Genomic DNA, 17491 nt, shown 5'->3' with positions numbered 1-17491 from the left:
TCAGCCCCTTACGGGCAGCCGAGCGACGATCTCCGCGACGATCTGCTCCGGCCTGCGCCGCTCCACCCGCGCCTCGGCGGTCGGCAGCAGCCGGTGCGCCAGCACCGGGACGGCCAGCGCCTGCAGGTCGTCGGGGAGCACGTACTCGCGCTCGTCCAGGGCGGCGCGGGCGCGGGCGGCGCGCACCAGTTGCAGCGTGGCCCGGGGCGAGGCGCCCAGCCGCAGGTCGGGGTGCTCGCGGGTGGCCGACACGAGGTCCACCGCGTACTGCTTGACGGCGGACGCGGCGTGCACGTGCCGGACGGTCTCGATGATGCCGCGCACCTCGGCGACGGACGCCACCGGCTGGAGCAGGTCCAGGGGGCTGGCGGTGCCGTGCGAGTCCAGCATGTCGAGTTCGGCGGCGAAGCTCGGGTAGCCCAGCGAGATCCGCGCGGTGAACCTGTCGCGCTGCGCCTCCGGCAGCGGGTAGGTGCCCTCCATCTCGACCGGGTTCTGGGTGGCGACGACCATGAACGGCCGCTCCAGCCGGTGCGTGACGCCGTCGACGGTGACCTGGCGCTCCTCCATGCACTCCAGCAGCGCCGACTGGGTCTTGGGCGAGGCCCGGTTGATCTCGTCGCCCACGACGATCGTCGCGAAGATCGGGCCGGGCACGAACTCGAACGCGCGGCGGTCCTGCTGGAAGACGCTCACCCCGGTGATGTCGCTCGGCAGGAGGTCGGGGGTGAACTGGACCCGTCTGACGGTGCCGTCGACGGCGCGGGCGAGGGTCTTGGCGAGCATGGTCTTGCCGACGCCGGGCACGTCCTCGATGAGGAGGTGGCCCTCGGCGAGCATCACCGTCAGGGCCAGGCGGACGGCCTCGGTCTTGCCCTCGATGACCGACTCGACGGCCGCCCTGATCTTCCCGGCGACGCCCGCCACGTCACCCAACCCGGTACCGGCGCCGCTTCGCACACCCACTGTCACGAACTCTCCGCCCTGATCGGTGTTTTCCCCTGCCCAATGTAGGGGCTCCGCGCGCCCATGGTTCGGAGTCGGGCGCTCCCGACGAAGTCGGGCTCGCGACAGCGCCCGGATCCCATGAACACGTCCGCGAGCGCCATTATCCGTCCTTTACCGGTGTTACCGACAGTACGGCTTCGGGCGGCCGCCCGTCGCCCGGGACGCGGCGCGGCGCGCGGTGGCGCGCGGCGGCTGTGCGGCGGCGTGTGGTGGCGCCCGCCACGCCGCGCCGCCCCCCACTTTCCCCCACCCGCCCTGAGCAGCGGCTTCTGGTCCGTGGAGCGGTGCGAAACACCCGTTTTCCTAGTTGACGGTGGGGAGGAGTGGAGTACAGTGGGGCGCTGTGGGGCAAGGGTCCCATGATCGAGTCGTACGCTTCCCGAGCAGTAGGTAGACCGCACAGGTAGACCGGGCATACGGCGCGAGGGGGTGGTGCCGTGTTCCTCGGTACGCATCCTTTGCGCCTCGATGACAAGGGGCGGCTGTTCCTGCCGGCCAAGTACCGCGAGGAGCTGTCAGGGGGACTGGTGATCACAAAAGGCCAGGAACGCTGCCTTTACGTCTTCCCCACGGCTGAGTTCGAGCGGATCACCGACGCCCTCGCCGGCGCTCCCGTCACCGCCAGGTCCGTGCGCGCCTACGGCCGCGTCTTCTTCGCCAGCGCCTCCGACGAGGTCCCCGACAAGAGCGGCAGGATCACCGTGCCGCCGCCGCTGCGCGCCTACGCGGGCCTCACCCGCGACTGTGTCGTGATCGGCGCCAACACCCGCCTGGAGATCTGGGACGCCTCAGCCTGGGAGTCCTACCTTCAGGCCGAGGAGGAGTCCTTCGCCGAGATCTCGGAGGAGGTGCTGCCCGGGATCCTGTAGCTCGACCCGGCGTGGGTCACTCCGTCCGGCCAGGTCTCCACCCGCTCTCCCCGCCAGCTGGCGCAGCTTCCCCGGCGCCAGGTGGCCCTTCCTCAGGGCAAGCGGTTGGGGACCTGGCCGGGCGAACACCCGCCCCGGGCGCATGTCCGATCGACCGCGAGCGGTCGGCTGCCGTGGGGGAGTCACACACCATGATCGATCCCGGACACGTTCCGGTGCTGCTCGACCGCGTCCGCACGACGCTGGAACCCGCCGTGGGGGCGGCGGGCGCGTTGTACGTCGACGCGACCCTGGGCATGGGCGGGCACGCCGAGGCGATGCTCACCGCCTTCCCCGCGCTGCGGCTGCTCGGCCTCGACCGCGATCCCGTCGCGCTGGAGCGCGCGGGCAAGCGGCTCACGCCGTTCGGCGACCGCGTCACCCTCGTCCACGCCGTCTACGACGAGCTGCCTTCGGTGCTCGACCGGCTCGGCGAACCGGACATCCAGGCGATCCTGTTCGACCTGGGCGTCTCCTCGCCGCAGCTCGACGAGCCGGAGCGCGGCTTCGCCTACTCCTACGACGCGCCGCTGGACATGCGGATGGACCAGACGCGCGGCGTCACCGCCGCCGACGTCCTCAACACCTACCCGCCGGGTGAGCTGACCCGGATCCTGCGCGAGTACGGCGAGGAGCGGTTCGCCCAGCGGATCACCGCCGCGATCGTGCGGGAACGGGCTAAGGAGCCGTTCACCGGCAGCACGCGCCTCACCGAGCTGGTGCGCGGGGCGATCCCCGCCGCCGCCCGCCGTACCGGCGGCAACCCGGCGAAGCGGACCTTCCAGGCGCTGCGCATCGAGGTCAACAGCGAGCTCGCCGTCTGGGGGCGCGCGCTGCCCGCCGCCCTGGACGCCCTGTCGGTCGGGGGCCGCGTCGCGGTGCTGTCGTACCACTCGCTGGAGGACAGGATCAGCAAGCGCGTCCTGGCCGAGCGCACCACCGACCACACACCGCCCGGCCTGCCCGTGCCGCTGCCCGAGCTGCAGCCCACGTTCAAGCTGCTCACCAGGGGCGGGGAACAGGCAACCGAGGCGGAGATCGCCGGGAACCCGCGGGCCGCCTCGGTCCGCTTCCGCGCCGCCGAGCGGATCCGGGAGGACGCATGACGACGATCGAGCGCGGCGGGCCACGCCGCCGCGGAGCCTCCCGCCGCACCAAGGACGACCCGGCCTCCGACACCCCGACCCCCCGCGCCGCACAGCCGGGCCCCGCCGAGCCGCCCTCGGGCCGTCCGGCGCGCGCGGCCACGGGCGCCGCGGAGGCGGCCACCGGCCGTTCCCCGCGTGCGGGCACGGGCACCGACGAGCGGCCCGCGCCGCGCCGTGTCGGCAGGGCCGGGACGGCGGCACGTGACGCCGCCAAGGCTCCGGCCGCGCCGCGCGGGGCCGGGCGGGCGGCGGCGAAGGCCGAGGCGCCCGCCAAGACGACAAAGCCGCCGACGAAGCCGACAAAGCCCACGAAGCCGGTGAAACCCGCCAAGCCAGTCAAGCCCGCCAAGTCGTCGCGGAAGGCGGCGCGGGCGGCGAGGGCGGAGGCGGCGAAGGCGGCGCCCGTCGCGCCGCCGCGCAAGGCGCCCGAGCGTGCCCCGCGTCCGGCCCCGGCCCGGCCGGAGCCGACGCCGGAGCGGCAGGCGCGGCCGCGGCAGTCCGCGCGGGACGGCAGTCCGCGGGCGCCGTTCGTGCTGCTGCTCCTGTGCCTGATGGGCGGCGCGCTGGTGAGCCTGCTGGTGCTCAACACCGTGCTGGCCCGCGACTCCTTCACGCTGAGCGCGCTGGAGAGGAGCGAGAGGCGGCTCATCCAGCAGAAGCAGCAGCTTGTTGAGGAGATCGCCCGCGAGGAGGCGCCGGACAGGCTCGCGCTCAAGGCCGAGAACCAGGGCATGGTCCAGCCGGAGCAGCTCGCCTTCGTCGATCCGGTGGACGGCAGCGTCACCGGCGGCAAGAAGCGCCAGGTCCCGTCGGCGGCAGCGGCGGCGGCCGCTGCGGCCGGGGTGATCGGGGTGCCCGGCGCGATCGTGCCGGGCGACGGCATCCCCGGCTGGACGGGCCCGCAGCCCGGCACGCCGACCGACCCCGCCGAGGGCCGGCGGTGACGGAGCGGCCCCGCACCCCCGGCGGGCAGGCGCCGCCGGGACGGCGTCCGCGCGGCCAGGCCCCGCGCGGCCAGACGGCCCGCCGGACGACGGGCGGCGCGGGCACCCTCCCCGAGGGTGGCCGGGCCGACCGGGACCGGACGCGGTCGGGCGCGCCCCGCAGGGCCGTCCCCGGCCGGGCGGCGGCCGCGCCGCGCCCGCGCCCGCCGCGCCGTCCGCCGCCGCGTCGCCTCGCCGTGATGCGGCTGCGCGACCCGATGAAGCGGCTCAACGCGGGCCTGCTGATCATCGCGTTCGTGCTGTCGCTGTTCGCGGGGCGGCTGTTCCAGCTCCAGGGCCTCCAGTCCGACAAGTGGTCGGAGGCGGCGATCAGCCAGCGGCTGCGCAAGATCGACCTGCCCGCGGTGCGCGGCACCATCACCGACGCCTCGGGCCGTCCGCTCGCGCTCACCCAGGAGGCGCGCGGCGTGTTCGTCGACCCCTCCCGGGTCGAGCCGGCCAAGCGGACGGAGATCGCCGCGCGGCTGTCGTCGCTGCTGGGCCTGGACGTGCGGGACGTGCTGGAGGCGCTCGGCCGGGAGAAGACCCAGTACGTGCCGCTGGCGCACTGGGTGAGCCCGGAGAAGGCGCGGCTGGTGCTGTCGCTGGGCTACAAGGGCGTCGGGACGGTCCCGGAGTCGCGCAGGTCGTATCCGGCCGACGCGGTCGCCGCGAACGTCATCGGGTTCGTCAACCAGGAGGGCGACGGCGGTGCGGGCCTGGAGTACGCGCACAACAAGCTGCTCAAGGGCGTGGACGGCGAGCAGCGGGTCGAGATCAGCAGGGACGGCCAGCACATCCCGATGGGCGAGGGCCAGACCAAGGACCCGGTGCCGGGCCAGGGGCTGCGCCTGTACCTGGACCAGGACATCCAGTGGGAGGCCCAGGAGGCGGTCGCCAGGGCCGTCAAGGAATTCAAGGCCGAGTCCGGGACCGTCGTGGTGATGACGCCGGACGGCAAGGTCCTCGCGATGGCGTCGGTCCCGACGTTCGACCCGAACGAGTACGCCAAGGCGACCGGCGGCCAACTCCAGAACCGTGTGGTGCAGGAGGCGTTCGAGCCGGGCAGCACCGGCAAGGTGATCACCGCCGCCGCGCTGCTGGAGGAGGGGCTGGTGACGCCGGAGACGGCGTTCACCGTCCCGGACCACCTGTGGAAGTACGACAAGCGGTTCCGCGATTCGAGCCGCCACCCGACCTGGAAGAACATCACGTTCGGCGGCATCCTCGCCAAGTCCAGCAACATCGGGACGATCCTGGCGTCCGAGGGCCTGTCGAACGACAAGCTGCACGGCTACCTGACGTCGTTCGGCTTCGGCAGCCCCACCGGCGTCGGCCTGCCCGGCGAGACCCAGGGCCTGCTCAACCCGCCCGCCAAGTGGAGCGGCACCGACAGGTACCCGATCTCGTTCGGCCAGACGGTGTCGGTGAACGCGCTCCAGATGGCCAGCGTGTACGCGACGATCGCGAACGGCGGCGTTCGGGTCACCCCGACCCTCGTCGCCGGGACCCTGGACGAGGCCGGCGCGTTCAAGCCCGCCGCCGCCCCGGCCAGCCGCCGCGTGATCAGCGAGGAGACGGCGCACCAGTTGATCCGGATGCTGGAGGGCGCGGTCGGCAAGGACGGCACGGCGGCCACCGCGCAGATCCCCGGCTACCGGGTCGCGGGCAAGACCGGCACGGCCGAGCGCTACGTGGAGGAAGTCGCCGACTACCAGGGGTACACGGCGTCGTTCACGGGCATGGCTCCGGCCGATGATCCACAGCTCGTCGTCCAAGTCGTGCTGCAAGATCCCAAGAAGGAGTACTACGGTGGCGTGGTGGCGGCCCCCGTCTTCCGGGAGGTCATGTCCTTCGCGCTGAAGTCACGCAAGGTGCCGCCCACCGGGACGGTCGCGCCGACGCTGAAGATGTTCGCCGACTGATCCGGCAACCGGGCGCGCCGGTCCGGCGTCCCACAGAGCGATGTCCGCACGAGAGAGTTACCTGATGCGTCCTACGAGCAATCCGGCGCGGCCGCTGTCCGGCCTCGCCGAGCGGCTGGGGGTGCGGTGGCGGGGCGCGGGCGAGGTCTCCGGGATCACCCACGACTCCCGCCAGGTCCGTCCTGGCGACCTGTACGCCGCGCTCCCCGGGGCACGGTTCCACGGCGCCCACTTCGCCGCGCGGGCGGCCGACGCGGGCGCCACGGCGATCCTGACCGACGCCGAGGGCAGGGCGGAGGCCGAGGCGACGGGCCTGCCCGTGCTCGTCGTCAGGGCCGTCCGGCCGGTGCTGGGCGAGGCCGCCGCCTACGTGTACGGCGACCCGGCCGCGAGCCTCCTGCTGATCGGCGTCACCGGCACCAGCGGCAAGACGACGACCGCCTACATCCTGGAGGCGGGCATGGACGGCGCGGGCCTGCCCGCGGGCGTCATCGGCACCGTGGAGACGCGTCTGGCGGGCGAGCGCCTGCCGTCGTCGCTCACCACCCCCGAGTCCACCGACCTGCACGCGATCCTGGCCGCCGCGCGCGAGCACGGGATCGGCGCGATGGCGATGGAGGTGTCCAGCCACGCGCTGGACCAGGGCAGGGTCGGCGGCGCGGTGTTCGACGTCGCCCTGTTCACCAACCTGTCGCAGGACCACCTCGACTACCACCCGACGATGCGCGACTACTTCGGCGCGAAGGCGGCGCTGTTCACGCCGGAGCGCAGCCGGGTCGGCGTCGTCAACACCGACGACCCGTGGGGCCGCGAGCTGGTGGCCCGCGCCGGGGTGCCCGTCACCACGTTCTCGCCGGGCGGCGACCGCTCGGCCGACTGGCGTGCCGAGGAGGTGCGCCTGGACGCGCTGGGCAGTTCGTTCAGGATCGTCGGCCCGCTCGGCATCGAGGCCGACGTGCGGGTGGGCCTGGCCGGTCCGTTCAACGTGGCCAACACGCTCGGCGCGATCGTCGCGCTGGTCGAGGCGGGCCTGCCGCTCCAGCGGATCGTCGGCGGGATCGCCGCGATGCCGGGCGTGCCGGGCCGGATGGAGCGGGTGGACGAGGGCCAGGACTTCGCCGCCCTGGTCGACTACGCGCACAAGCCGGGCGCCGTCCAGGCGGTCCTGGACACGCTGCGCCCGGTCACCGAGGGACGGCTGGTCATCGTGCTGGGCTGCGGCGGCGACCGCGACCGGGGAAAACGCCCCCTCATGGGCGAGGCCGCCGTCCGGCTCGCCGACCTCGTGGTGTTCACCGACGACAACCCGCGCTCGGAGGACCCCCTGGCGATCCTCGCCGCGATGGTCGAGGGCGCGCTGAAGGTCCCCGAGGACGAGCGCGGCCACCTTGTGGTCGAACCCGACAGGGCCGCCGCGATCGACCTCGCGGTGAGCCGGGCCCGCAGGGGCGACGTGCTCGTCGTCGCGGGCAAGGGGCACGAGCGCGGCCAGTATGCTCGCGGGCGGGTCGTCCCGTTCGACGACCGCGAGGTCCTCGCCAAGGCCATCAGGGAGCGGCAGTGATCGAACTCGCCCTGGAGCGGATCGCGGGGCTGGCCGGGGGCGAGGCGCACGGCGCCGCCACCGTCACCGGCCCCGTCGTCATCGACTCGCGGCAGGCGGGGCCGGGCTCCCTGTTCGTGGCGCTGCCCGGCGAGAACGCCGACGGCCACGACTACGCGCCCGGCGCCGTCGAGCGCGGCGCCGTCGCGGTGCTCGGCGCCCGCCCGGTGCGCGGCGTCCCCACGGTCGTCGTCCCCGACGTGGTGACGGCGCTGGGCCGCCTCGCGCACGGCGTTCTCGGCCTGCTGCCGGACCTGACGGTGGTCGGCGTCACCGGGTCGTCCGGCAAGACCTCCACCAAGGACCTCATGGCCCAGGTGTTCGCCGTCGCCGGGCCGACGGTCGCGCCCGCCGGGTCGTTCAACAACGAGATCGGCCATCCGCTGACCGTCCTGCAGGCTGGTCCCGCCACCCGGTACCTGGTGCTGGAGAAGAGCGCGCGCGGCATCGGCCACATCCGCTACCTCACCGACATCGCCAGGCCGCGCGTCGGCGTCGTCCTCAACGTCGGCACCGCCCACCTCGGTGAGTTCGGCAGCCGCGAGGCGGTCGCGCAGGCCAAGGGCGAGCTGGTCGAGGCGCTCGACGTCGGCGGCGTCGCGGTGCTCAACGCCGACGACCCGCTCGTCGCGGCGATGGCCTCGCGCACCGAGGCGCCCGTCGTCTTCTACGGCAGGGACGCCGCGGCCGAGGTGCGCGCCGCCGACGAGGTCTACGACGACGAGGGCAGGGCGTCCTTCACCCTCGTCACCCCCGAGGGCACCGCAGCGGTCGGCCTGCGCCTGCACGGCGCGCACGCCGTCGCCAACGCGCTCGCCGCGGCCGCCGCCGCGCGGGCCGTGGGACTGCCCCTGGACGCCGTCGCGACGGCCCTGTCGGCCGCCGTGCCGGTCAGCAGATGGCGGATGGAGGTCACCCGCAGGGCGGACGGCCTCACCGTGATCAATGACGCCTACAACGCCAACCCCGAGTCGGTGCGCGCCGCCCTGGACGCGCTCGCCCGGATGGCGGGAGGCCGTCGGACGTTCGCGGTCCTCGGCCCGATGGCCGAGTTGGGTGCCGCCGCCGTTGCGGAACACGAGAAGATCGGACAACATGCCGCGCGGAGCGGCGTGACCGGTCTGATCGCGGTAGGCCCGGACGCGGCCCCCGTCCTGGAGGGGGCCAAGCGCGCCGGGACATGGAACGGAGAGTGCGTACAGGTGGATGACGTCGGTACGGCCGTGGCCGTGCTGGGCGAACGGCTGGGCCCGCAGGACGTGGTGCTCGTCAAGGGCTCCCGGGTCGCGGGCCTGGAACGGGTGGCCCAGGCACTGCTCGCGGCCGCCCCCCCGGAGGCTTCGGCGTGAACAATGTGATCCTGGCGAGCGGCATCGCCCTCTTCATCGGGCTGCTCGGCACCCCCCTGTGGATCCGCCTGGTGGTACGCCTCGGCTACGGCCAGATGATCCGCGAAGACGGTGTGGCCACACACCTCAGCAAGCGCGGCACCCCCACGATGGGCGGCACCGTGATCGTGGTCGGTTCGCTGCTCGGCTACGCGGGCGCGCACCTGATCACCTGGACCACGCCGACGATCTCGGCGGGCCTCGTGCTGTTCCTCATGACGGGTCTGGGCATCGTCGGCTTCGTCGACGACTACATCAAGGTCTTCAAGCAGCGCAGCCTCGGTCTGCGCAGCCGCGCGAAGGCGACGGGCATCGTCGTCGTCGGGGTGATCTTCGCGGTGGGGTGCCTCCAGTTCCCCAACGAGATGCTGATCACTCCGGCCGACACCTACCTGTCGTTCCTGCGCGACTTCGGGCCCAACATCGGCCCGTACCTGTTCGTGGTGTGGGCGCTCATCCTGATCCAGGGCGTCTCCAACGGCGTGAACCTCACCGACGGCCTGGACGGCCTCGCCTCCGGCACCGTCGGCCTGATCCTCGCCGCCTACGTGATCATCGGGAACTGGCAGTTCCGCCAGTCCTGCGCGCAGAGCCTGGAGCCGCACTGCTACTGGGTCCGCGACCCCCTCGACCTCGCGGTCGTCGCCGCCGCCGTGCTCGGCGCCTGCTTCGGCTTCCTGTGGTGGAACGCGCCGCCCGCCAAGATCTTCATGGGCGACACCGGCTCGCTGGCCCTCGGCGGCGTCCTGGTCGGCCTGGCCATCACCACCCGCACCCAGATCCTGCTCGCCATCCTCGGCGGCCTGATCGTCCTCATCACCATGTCGGTGATCCTCCAGGTCGGCTGGTTCAAGCTGAGCGGGAGACTGCTCGGCCAGAACAAGCGATTGTTCAAGATGGCGCCGCTCCAGCACCACTTCGAGATGTCGGGCTGGGCGGAGACCACGATCGTCGTCCGGTTCTGGCTGATCTGCGGCCTGTGCGTCGCGACCGGCGTCGGACTGTTCTACCTGGAGTGGGTGCCCAAGTAATGGACTTCAAGGACGTGCGCGTCGTCGTCGCCGGGCTCGGGGTGTCCGGCCGGGCCGCCGCCCGGGTGCTCGCCGAGCGCGGCGCCGTGGTGACCGGGGTCGACGCGCGCACGGAGGTCGACGGCGGGCAGGAGCTGCGCGCCGTCGGCGTCACCCTCCGGCTCGGCGACGGCGACACCCTGCCCGAGGGCGCCCAGCTCGTCGTCACCTCGCCCGGCTGGAAGCCGACCGCGCCGCTGCTGGTCGCCGCCGCCGACGCGGGCGTCGAGGTGATCGGCGAGGTGGAGCTGGCCTGGCGGCTGCGCCCGGAGGAGGGCGCGGCGCCGTGGCTGGCGGTCACCGGCACCAACGGCAAGACGACGGCGGTGCGGATGCTCACGTCGATCCTGCGCGCGGCGGGCCTGGACGCGGTCGCCGTCGGCAACGTCGGCGAGCCGATCGTGGAGGCCGTCACCGCCGGGCACGACGTGCTGGCCGTCGAGCTGTCCAGCTACCAGCTGCACTGGTCGTCCACGCTCGCCCCGCACGCCGCCGTGATCCTCAACCTCGCGCCCGACCACCTGGACTGGCACGGCAGCCTCGCGGCGTACGGCGAGGCGAAGGCGAAGATCTATGGGCCCGGCACCGTCCGGATCTGCAACGCCGACGACCCGCTGACCGTCGCGCTCGCGGGCGACGGCGCCCAGGCGTTCACACTCGGCACCCCGGCGCCCGGCGAGTTCGGCGTCGTCGAGGACCTGCTGATCGACCGCGCGACGACCGAGGACCCGGTCCGCTCCGCCGAGGAGCTCGCCGCGCTCGGCGACGTGGTCCCGCTCGCCCCCCACAACGTCGCCAACGCCCTCGCGGCGGCCGCCCTCGCCCGAACACTCGGCGTCTCCCACGCGGCGGTCAAGGACGGTCTCCGGTCCTTCCGGCCCGACCCGCACCGCATCGCGCACGTCGCCGATGTCACCGAGGTCGCCTACGTGGACGACTCCAAGGCGACCAACCCGCACGCCGCCGCCGCCTCCCTGGCCGCCTACGCGCACATCGTGTGGATCGCGGGCGGGCTGCTCAAGGGCGCCGACGTCGAGGACCTCGTCCGGAACGCCGCGCCCCGGCTGCGCGGCGCCGTCCTGCTCGGCGCCGACCGCGCCCAGATCGCCGCGGCGCTCGCGCGACACGCCCCGGATGTCCCGGTCGTGGAGGTCGCCGCGACCGACACTGGTGCGATGGATCTCGTGGTGACCCAAGCGGCACGCCTCGCCCGTCCCGGCGACACCGTGCTGCTGGCCCCGGCGGGGGCGTCGATGGACATGTTCGCCAACTACGGCGCGCGCGGCGACGCGTTCGCCGCCGCCGTGCGCCGCCTGCCCGGCGCCGGGAGCGCCGGAAACACCGGGACACCGGAGGCGTGACGGCCACCGCCGGAGGGGCGGCGGACGAGGCCCCGCGCCGGGGTCCGCGCGCCCAGGTCGCGCACGCGCTGAGCCTGCTCGACCGGCCCCTGACCTCCTACTACCTCGTCATCGGCTGCACCCTGCTGCTGCTGGCGCTCGGCCTGACCATGGTGCTGTCGGCGTCGTCGGTGACCCAGCTGAAGTCGACGGGCTCGGCGTTCACCCTGCTGCAGAAGCAGGCGACATGGGTGGCGCTCGGCCTGCCGCTGATGGCCGTCACCGCGATGCTGCCGCCCCGGTTCTTCCGGGTCGCCGCCTACCCGATCCTGCTGCTGTCGGTGCTGGCGCTCGCCCTCGTCCTCGTGCCGGGGCTCGGCCACTCCGCCAACGGCGCCACCCGGTGGCTGAGCTTCGGCAGCGGGTTCCAGCTCCAGCCGTCCGAACCCGCCAAGCTCGGCCTCGCGCTGTGGGGCGCCGACCTGCTCGCCCGCAAGGACAAGCTGCGGATGCTGAACGACTGGCGGCAGCTCCTCATCCCCCTCATGCCGGGCGCGGGCATCCTCGTGCTGCTCGTCATGCTCGGCAACGACCTGGGCACCACCCTCGTCGTCTTCACGATCTTCCTCGCGCTGCTGTGGGTGATCGGCGCGCCCGCCCGGCTGTTCGTCGGCATGACCGGCCTCGTCGTCCTGCTCACCAGCATCCTGATCGTCGTCGAGCCCTACCGGATGCAGCGCCTCACCGGCTTCCTCGACTCCACCGGCGACCCCCTCGGCATCAACTACCAGAGCAACCAGGGCCTGTACGTCCTCGGCTCCGGCGGCTGGTTCGGGACGGGCCTGGGCGAGGGCCGCGCCAAGTGGGAGTACCTCCCGCACGGCGACACCGACTTCATCTTCGCCGTCCTCGGCGAGGAACTCGGCCTCGTCGGGACGCTCACCGTGCTCAGCCTCTTCGGCCTGCTCGCCTACGCCGGGCTCCGGGTGGCCCGCCGTGTCCGCGACACCTTCATGCGGCTGGCCGCCACCGGCATCACCGCGTGGGTCGTCGTGCAGGCCATCGTGAACATCGGCGCGGTGATCAACGTCCTACCCATCACCGGAATCCCGCTGCCGCTGGTGTCCTACGGCGGCTCGGCGCTCATCCCCACACTGATCGGCCTGGGCGTCCTGCTGTCGTTCGCCAAGCGGGAGCCGGGGGCCCGGCAGGCTCTCGCCGCTCGTGGCCCCGGACCGGGCGCGCGCGCTCTAAGCTGGCTGGGTCTGGGCCGGTCCAGATGAACCCCCCGTCCGAGATCCCCGGATCTCCACCGAGAAAGGTCGTCGCGTCATGAGGGTTGTCCTAGCCGGTGGCGGCACCGCCGGTCACATCGAGCCTGCGCTCGCCCTCGCCGACGCGCTCCGGCGGATGGATCCGTCCGTCCGGATCACCTGCCTGGGGACCGAACGGGGACTGGAGACCACGCTGGTGCCGCAGCGCGGGTACGAGCTGGCGCTGATCCCGCCCGTCCCGCTGCCGCGCACCCTCACGCCCAAGCTGCTCGCCGTCCCCGGCCGGCTGAACAGCGCGATCAACGCGGCGGCCGGGGTGCTGGACCGCACCGGCGCCGACGTGCTCGTCGGGTTCGGCGGGTACGTCGCCAGCCCCGCCTACCTGGCCGCGCGCCGCCGCCACGTGCCCATCGTGGTGCACGAGGCCAACCCCAAGCCCGGCATCGCCAACAAGCTCGGCGCCCGGTTCACCGACCACGTCGCGGTGTCCCACCCCGACACCCCGCTGCCCAACGCCCAGTTCGTCGGCATCCCGATCCGCCGCCAGATCGCCGAACTCGACCGGCTCGCGATCGGCGACAAGGCGCGCAGCTACTTCGGCCTGGACTCCGACCTGCCGACGCTGCTGGTGTTCGGCGGCTCCCAGGGCGCCCGCTCGCTCAACCGGGCGGCCGTCGCCGCCGCCCCCGCCTTCCGCGCGGCGGGCGTGCAGGTGCTGCACATCGTCGGCAAGAAGAACACCGAGGAGGCCGAGCCCGGCCGCCCCGGCGACCCCCAGTACGTCACCATCCCCTACTGCGACCGGATGGACCTCGCCTACGCCGCCGCCGACCTGGCCATGTGCCGCTCCGGCGCGATGACGTGCGCGGAGCTGTCGGCCGTCGGGCTGCCCGCCGCCTACGTGCCGCTGCCCATCGGCAACGGCGAGCAGTCCCTGAACGCGGCGCCCATCGTCAACGCGGGCGGCGGCCTCATGGTCGAGGACAACGCCCTGAACCCCCAGTGGATCGTCGACAACGTGCTCCCGATCCTCAACGACGCCGACCGGGTCGTCCGGATGTCCGAGGCGGCCGCCTCGATGGGCCGCCGCGACGCCGACATGACGCTGGCGCGTATGGTCTTCGAGGTCGTCCGCGCCGCGCGGTGACCCAACGCAGCCCGTCGAAGAAGGTAGAACGCCCGTGAGTCTGGTCAGCCCCGTCGACGTCGTGCCCGCCGAAGGGCTCGGTCGTGTCCACTTCATCGCGATCGGCGGCGCGGGGATGTCCGGGATCGCCCGGATCATGCTGGCGCGCGGCATGGCGGTGTCCGGCAGCGACGCCCGCGACTCGGAGATCCTGCGCGAGCTCGCCGACCTGGGCGCCCGGGTGCACGTCGGCCACGACGCGGCGTACCTGGGCGACGCCGACACCGTCGTCGTCTCCACCGCGATCCGCGACACCAACCCCGAGCTCGTCGCCGCCCGCGAGCGCGGTCTGCGGGTGCTGCACCGGGCCGCCGCGCTCGCCTCCCTCATGGTGGGGCGCCGCGCCGTCGCGGTCGCGGGCACCCACGGCAAGACGACCACGACCTCGATGCTCACGGTGGCGCTCCAGGCCGCCGGGCTCGACCCGTCGTACTGCATCGGCGGCCAGCTCGTCACCACCGGCCTGGGCGCCGACGAGGGCGGCGGCGACGTGTTCGCCGCCGAGGCCGACGAGAGCGACGGCTCCTTCCTCATGTACACCCCGCACGTCGCGGTCATCACCAACGTGGAAGCCGACCACCTGGACAACTACGGCGGCTTCGCCGAGGTGAAGGAGAACTTCGCCCGGTTCGTCGAGCGGATCGAGCCGGGCGGCGTCCTGGTCGCCGGGATCGACGACCCCGTGGTCCGGGAGCTGGTTTCGGCGGCCCCCCGGGTCATCACCTACGGCGTCGCCGAGGACGCCGACCTTCGCGTCACCGGGTTCACCCCGCGCGGGCTCGGCTCGACCTTCCAGCTGTCGGGCGTCGGCGAGGTCGCCCTGGCCGTCCCGGGACGGCACAACGCGCTCAACGCCGGAGCCGTCGTGGGCGTCGCGCGCGCGCTGGGCGCCGACCTGGAGGCGGTCGTCAAGGGCCTGTCCTCGTTCGGCGGGGCGCGGCGACGGCTTGAGGCCAAGGGCGAGGCCGGGGGAGTCCAGGTCTTCGACAGCTACGCCCACCACCCGACCGAGCTGACCGCCGACCTGTCGGCCACCCGCGACTACGTGGGGGAGCGCGGCCACGGCAGGATCGTCACCGTCTTCCAGCCGCACCTGTACAGCAGGACCCGGTTCTTCGCCGCCGAGTTCGGCGCCGCCCTGGCCGCCTCTGACGTCGCCGTCGTGCTCGACGTGTACGGCGCGCGCGAGGACCCCGAGCCCGGCGTGACGGGCCGGCTCATCGCCGACGCCGTCCCGGCGGGCGCGGCCGAGGTCCACTACCTTCCGGACTTCGCCGCCGCCGCCGTGGACGTCGTCGCGCTGACCCGGCCCGGTGACGTCGTCATCACGGCGGGCGCGGGCGACGTCACCACGCTCGGCCCCGAGATCCTGCGCCTGCTCGGCTGAGCGGCGGCGTGTCGGGCGACGGGACGGCGGGGCCGCGAGGCCATCATCGGGACATGCCGCACACGTCCCCGTCCGCCCGCACCCGTCCCGACGCGCCCCCCGCGCCGCGCGGCCGCGACCGCTGGAAGATGCTGTTCGTCCTGCTGCTGCTCGCCGCCCTCATCGGCGCCGCCTCCTGGGTGGTGCTCGGCTCCCGGCTCCTCGTCGTCCGCGACGTCGAGGTGCGCGGCCTTTCGCTGCTGAGCCGCCAGCAGGTGCTCGACGTGGCGCGGGTTCCGGTCGGCACCCCGATGGCGCGGCTGGACGTCGGCGCGGTCGAGCGGCGGATCGCGGCGGTGCGCGAGGTCGAGTCGGTGAAGGCGCGGCGGTCCTGGCCGACGACGCTGGTGATCAGCGTGGTGGAGCGGGAGCCCGTGGCGGCCGTCGGGTGGCAGGGACAATACGCGCAACTCGATAGATTCGGTGTGACAGTTCTCACCGGACCCCGCAGGCCCCGTGATCTGCCCGAACTCGTCGTCGCCGCGCCGGGGGCTGGCGACCCCGCGACCCGCGCGGGCCTCGCGGTGCTGCGCGACCTGCCGCCCAGGTGGCGGGCCCGCCTGACGACGGTCGAGGCGCCGGGGCCGGAAACGGTACTGCTCAGGCTGGACAGTGGACTCGCCGTGGTCTGGGGTGCGGCGGAACGCGCTCCGGAGAAGATCAAATTGTTGGAGACGCTGCTTTCCACGAAGGCGGGGAAGGCGGCCCGGACGATCGATGTGAGCGCGTCGGGCGTGGTCACTACCAGATGAACTGCAATTCCCACGAATCGGGGCGAGCGGCGCGCAGTACGACACGCCGATTTGCTCAAGGGTCCGTTAGTTGACCCTGATGGGGGGCGGCCCTACTGTCCCTAGCAGCCCTGAGGTTTACATAACTGTAAGCCTCAAGTAGAGGGTAAAGGTTAGTCCGGACAACAAGCTAGCGGAAAGGCCCCTCACCGTGGCAGCACCGCAGAACTACCTCGCGGTCATCAAAGTCGTCGGCATCGGCGGCGGCGGTGTCAATGCCGTCAACCGGATGATCGAAGAGGGGCTCAAGGGCGTCGAGTTCATCGCGATCAACACCGACGCCCAGGCGCTGCTCATGAGCGACGCCGACGTCAAGCTCGACGTGGGCCGCGAGCTGACCCGCGGTCTCGGCGCGGGCGCCAACCCCGACGTCGGGCGCAAGGCCGCCGAGGACCACCGCGAGGAGATCGAGGAGGTGCTCAAGGGCGCCGACATGGTCTTCGTCACCGCGGGCGAGGGCGGCGGCACCGGCACCGGCGGCGCCCCCGTCGTCGCGAACGTCGCCAGGTCGCTCGGCGCGCTGACCATCGGTGTGGTCACCCGTCCGTTCAGCTTCGAGGGCAAGCGCCGCGCCATGCAGGCGGAGGCCGGAATAGAGACCCTCCGCGACGAGGTCGACACCCTCATCGTCATCCCCAATGACAGGCTGCTGTCGATCTCCGACCGCCAGGTGAGCGTGCTCGACGCGTTCAAGGCGGCCGACCAGGTGCTCCTGTCCGGTGTCCAGGGCATCACCGACCTCATCACCACCCCCGGCCTGATCAACCTCGACTTCGCGGACGTCAAGTCCGTCATGTCCGGCGCGGGCTCGGCCCTCATGGGCATCGGCTCCGCCCGCGGCGACGACCGCTCGGTGGCCGCCGCCGAGATGGCGATCTCCAGCCCGCTGCTGGAGGCCAGCATCGACGGCGCCCATGGGGTGCTGCTGTCGATCTCCGGCGGATCCGACCTCGGCCTCTTCGAGATCAACGAGGCCGCGCAGCTCGTGTCCAACGCCGCCGCCCCGGACGCCAACATCATCTTCGGCGCGGTCATCGACGACGCGCTCGGCGACGAGGTCCGCGTGACGGTCATCGCCGCGGGCTTCGACGAGCTCCAGCCCGTCGCCCCCGAACCGGAGGCCAAAAAACTCCCGCCACCGCCGCCACGGCCGACCGTCACCGAGGCCGCCGCCAAACCGGTGGCGTCCACGGCCGACCCCGCCGCCCCGCCCGCGCAGGGCGGCGCGGTCGAGGAGCGCGAGCCCGCGCAGGCCCAGGCCGAGCAGGACGAGGCGGAGTTCGAGGACGGCCACGCCAAGGTGCCGCGGCCCGCTTCGGAGCCGCCCGCGGTGACCCGGATGGACAAGTTCTTCGGCGGCGAGCCCGTGCGGCGGCGCACCCCGCCGGTCGAGTTCGAGGACGAGATCATCGACGTTCCGGACTTCCTGAAGTAGCCGCGC

Annotated in this window: 14 protein-coding genes; 13 read left to right on the top strand and 1 reads right to left on the bottom strand. The window is 73.2% G+C overall.

The genetic code is table 11. The annotated features are described in order from the left end of the window. Nucleotides 1–972, bottom strand: a complete 972-nt coding sequence (locus LO762_RS16895; protein WP_374201570.1) for an AAA family ATPase — start codon at nucleotides 970–972, stop codon at nucleotides 1–3. 473 nt (nucleotides 973–1445) lie between these two features. On the opposite strand from LO762_RS16895, the gene mraZ reads away from it, so the two are divergent. The 13 genes from mraZ to ftsZ all read left to right on the top strand — a co-directional run bounded on the left by mraZ (nucleotide 1446) and on the right by ftsZ (nucleotide 17485). Then, complete coding sequence (mraZ, locus tag LO762_RS16890) at nucleotides 1446–1877, top strand: division/cell wall cluster transcriptional repressor MraZ (RefSeq protein WP_230616280.1); 432 nt, start codon at nucleotides 1446–1448, stop codon at nucleotides 1875–1877. Nucleotides 1878–2068: 191 nt separating this feature from the next. Then, nucleotides 2069–3022, top strand: coding sequence for a 16S rRNA (cytosine(1402)-N(4))-methyltransferase RsmH (gene rsmH / locus LO762_RS16885; RefSeq protein ID WP_230616278.1), 954 nt, complete (start codon nucleotides 2069–2071; stop codon nucleotides 3020–3022). Beyond that, nucleotides 3019–4008: a hypothetical protein gene (locus LO762_RS16880; RefSeq protein WP_230616276.1), complete on the top strand. Its 990-nt coding sequence runs from the start codon at nucleotides 3019–3021 to the stop codon at nucleotides 4006–4008. Before rsmH ends, LO762_RS16880 begins: the two co-directional genes overlap by 4 nt. After that, nucleotides 4005–5972 (top strand): penicillin-binding protein 2, encoded by a 1968-nt coding sequence (locus LO762_RS16875; RefSeq protein ID WP_230616274.1) that lies wholly within the window; start codon nucleotides 4005–4007, stop codon nucleotides 5970–5972. Before LO762_RS16880 ends, LO762_RS16875 begins: the two co-directional genes overlap by 4 nt. A gap of 64 nt (nucleotides 5973–6036) precedes the next feature. After that, on the top strand, nucleotides 6037–7536 hold the full coding sequence (locus tag LO762_RS16870) for a UDP-N-acetylmuramoyl-L-alanyl-D-glutamate--2,6-diaminopimelate ligase (protein WP_230616272.1): 1500 nt from the start codon (nucleotides 6037–6039) through the stop codon (nucleotides 7534–7536). After that, nucleotides 7533–8924, top strand: a complete 1392-nt coding sequence (murF, locus tag LO762_RS16865) for a UDP-N-acetylmuramoyl-tripeptide--D-alanyl-D-alanine ligase (protein ID WP_230616270.1) — start codon at nucleotides 7533–7535, stop codon at nucleotides 8922–8924. Before LO762_RS16870 ends, murF begins: the two co-directional genes overlap by 4 nt. Continuing rightward, entirely contained in the window at nucleotides 8921–9994 is a 1074-nt protein-coding gene (mraY, locus tag LO762_RS16860) for a phospho-N-acetylmuramoyl-pentapeptide-transferase (RefSeq protein ID WP_230616268.1), read from the top strand. Before murF ends, mraY begins: the two co-directional genes overlap by 4 nt. After that, complete coding sequence (gene murD, locus LO762_RS16855) at nucleotides 9994–11394, top strand: UDP-N-acetylmuramoyl-L-alanine--D-glutamate ligase (RefSeq protein ID WP_230616266.1); 1401 nt, start codon at nucleotides 9994–9996, stop codon at nucleotides 11392–11394. The genes mraY and murD overlap by 1 nt, the downstream gene beginning before the upstream one ends. Further along, a complete protein-coding gene (ftsW, locus tag LO762_RS16850) occupies nucleotides 11391–12656 on the top strand; it encodes a putative lipid II flippase FtsW (RefSeq protein ID WP_374201569.1) in 1266 nt (421 codons plus the stop codon). Before murD ends, ftsW begins: the two co-directional genes overlap by 4 nt. A gap of 49 nt (nucleotides 12657–12705) precedes the next feature. Then, the gene (murG, locus tag LO762_RS16845) at nucleotides 12706–13794 is read left to right on the top strand and encodes an undecaprenyldiphospho-muramoylpentapeptide beta-N-acetylglucosaminyltransferase (protein WP_230616264.1); all 1089 of its coding nucleotides are present in this window, start codon (nucleotides 12706–12708) and stop codon (nucleotides 13792–13794) included. A 34-nt stretch (nucleotides 13795–13828) separates the two neighbouring features. Then, nucleotides 13829–15220 (top strand): UDP-N-acetylmuramate--L-alanine ligase, encoded by a 1392-nt coding sequence (gene murC, locus LO762_RS16840; protein ID WP_230616261.1) that lies wholly within the window; start codon nucleotides 13829–13831, stop codon nucleotides 15218–15220. 53 nt (nucleotides 15221–15273) lie between these two features. Then, a complete protein-coding gene (locus LO762_RS16835; protein ID WP_230616259.1) occupies nucleotides 15274–16011 on the top strand; it encodes a cell division protein FtsQ/DivIB in 738 nt (245 codons plus the stop codon). Between the two features lie 190 nt (nucleotides 16012–16201). Further along, nucleotides 16202–17485: a cell division protein FtsZ gene (gene ftsZ / locus LO762_RS16830; protein ID WP_230616257.1), complete on the top strand. Its 1284-nt coding sequence runs from the start codon at nucleotides 16202–16204 to the stop codon at nucleotides 17483–17485. Nucleotides 17486–17491: the final 6 nt, after the last annotated feature.

This window comes from Actinocorallia sp. API 0066, from assembly GCF_020991275.1.
Lineage (GTDB): Bacteria > Actinomycetota > Actinomycetes > Streptosporangiales > Streptosporangiaceae > Actinocorallia.
The sequence above is the reverse complement of the archived record's forward strand: the minus strand, read 5'-3'. Positions and strand labels throughout refer to the sequence as shown.

Bases quoted from the DNA above. Each gene is read 5' to 3' on its own strand.
- rsmH (WP_230616278.1), top strand. From the start codon at position 2,069: ATGATCGATCCCGGACACGTTCCGGTGCTGCTCGACCGCGTCCGCACG.
- LO762_RS16880 (WP_230616276.1), top strand. From the start codon at position 3,019: ATGACGACGATCGAGCGCGGCGGGCCACGCCGCCGCGGAGCCTCCCGC.
- LO762_RS16870 (WP_230616272.1), top strand. From the start codon at position 6,037: ATGCGTCCTACGAGCAATCCGGCGCGGCCGCTGTCCGGCCTCGCCGAG.
- murD (WP_230616266.1), top strand. From the start codon at position 9,994: ATGGACTTCAAGGACGTGCGCGTCGTCGTCGCCGGGCTCGGGGTGTCC.
- murG (WP_230616264.1), top strand. From the start codon at position 12,706: ATGAGGGTTGTCCTAGCCGGTGGCGGCACCGCCGGTCACATCGAGCCT.
- LO762_RS16835 (WP_230616259.1), top strand. From the start codon at position 15,274: ATGCCGCACACGTCCCCGTCCGCCCGCACCCGTCCCGACGCGCCCCCC.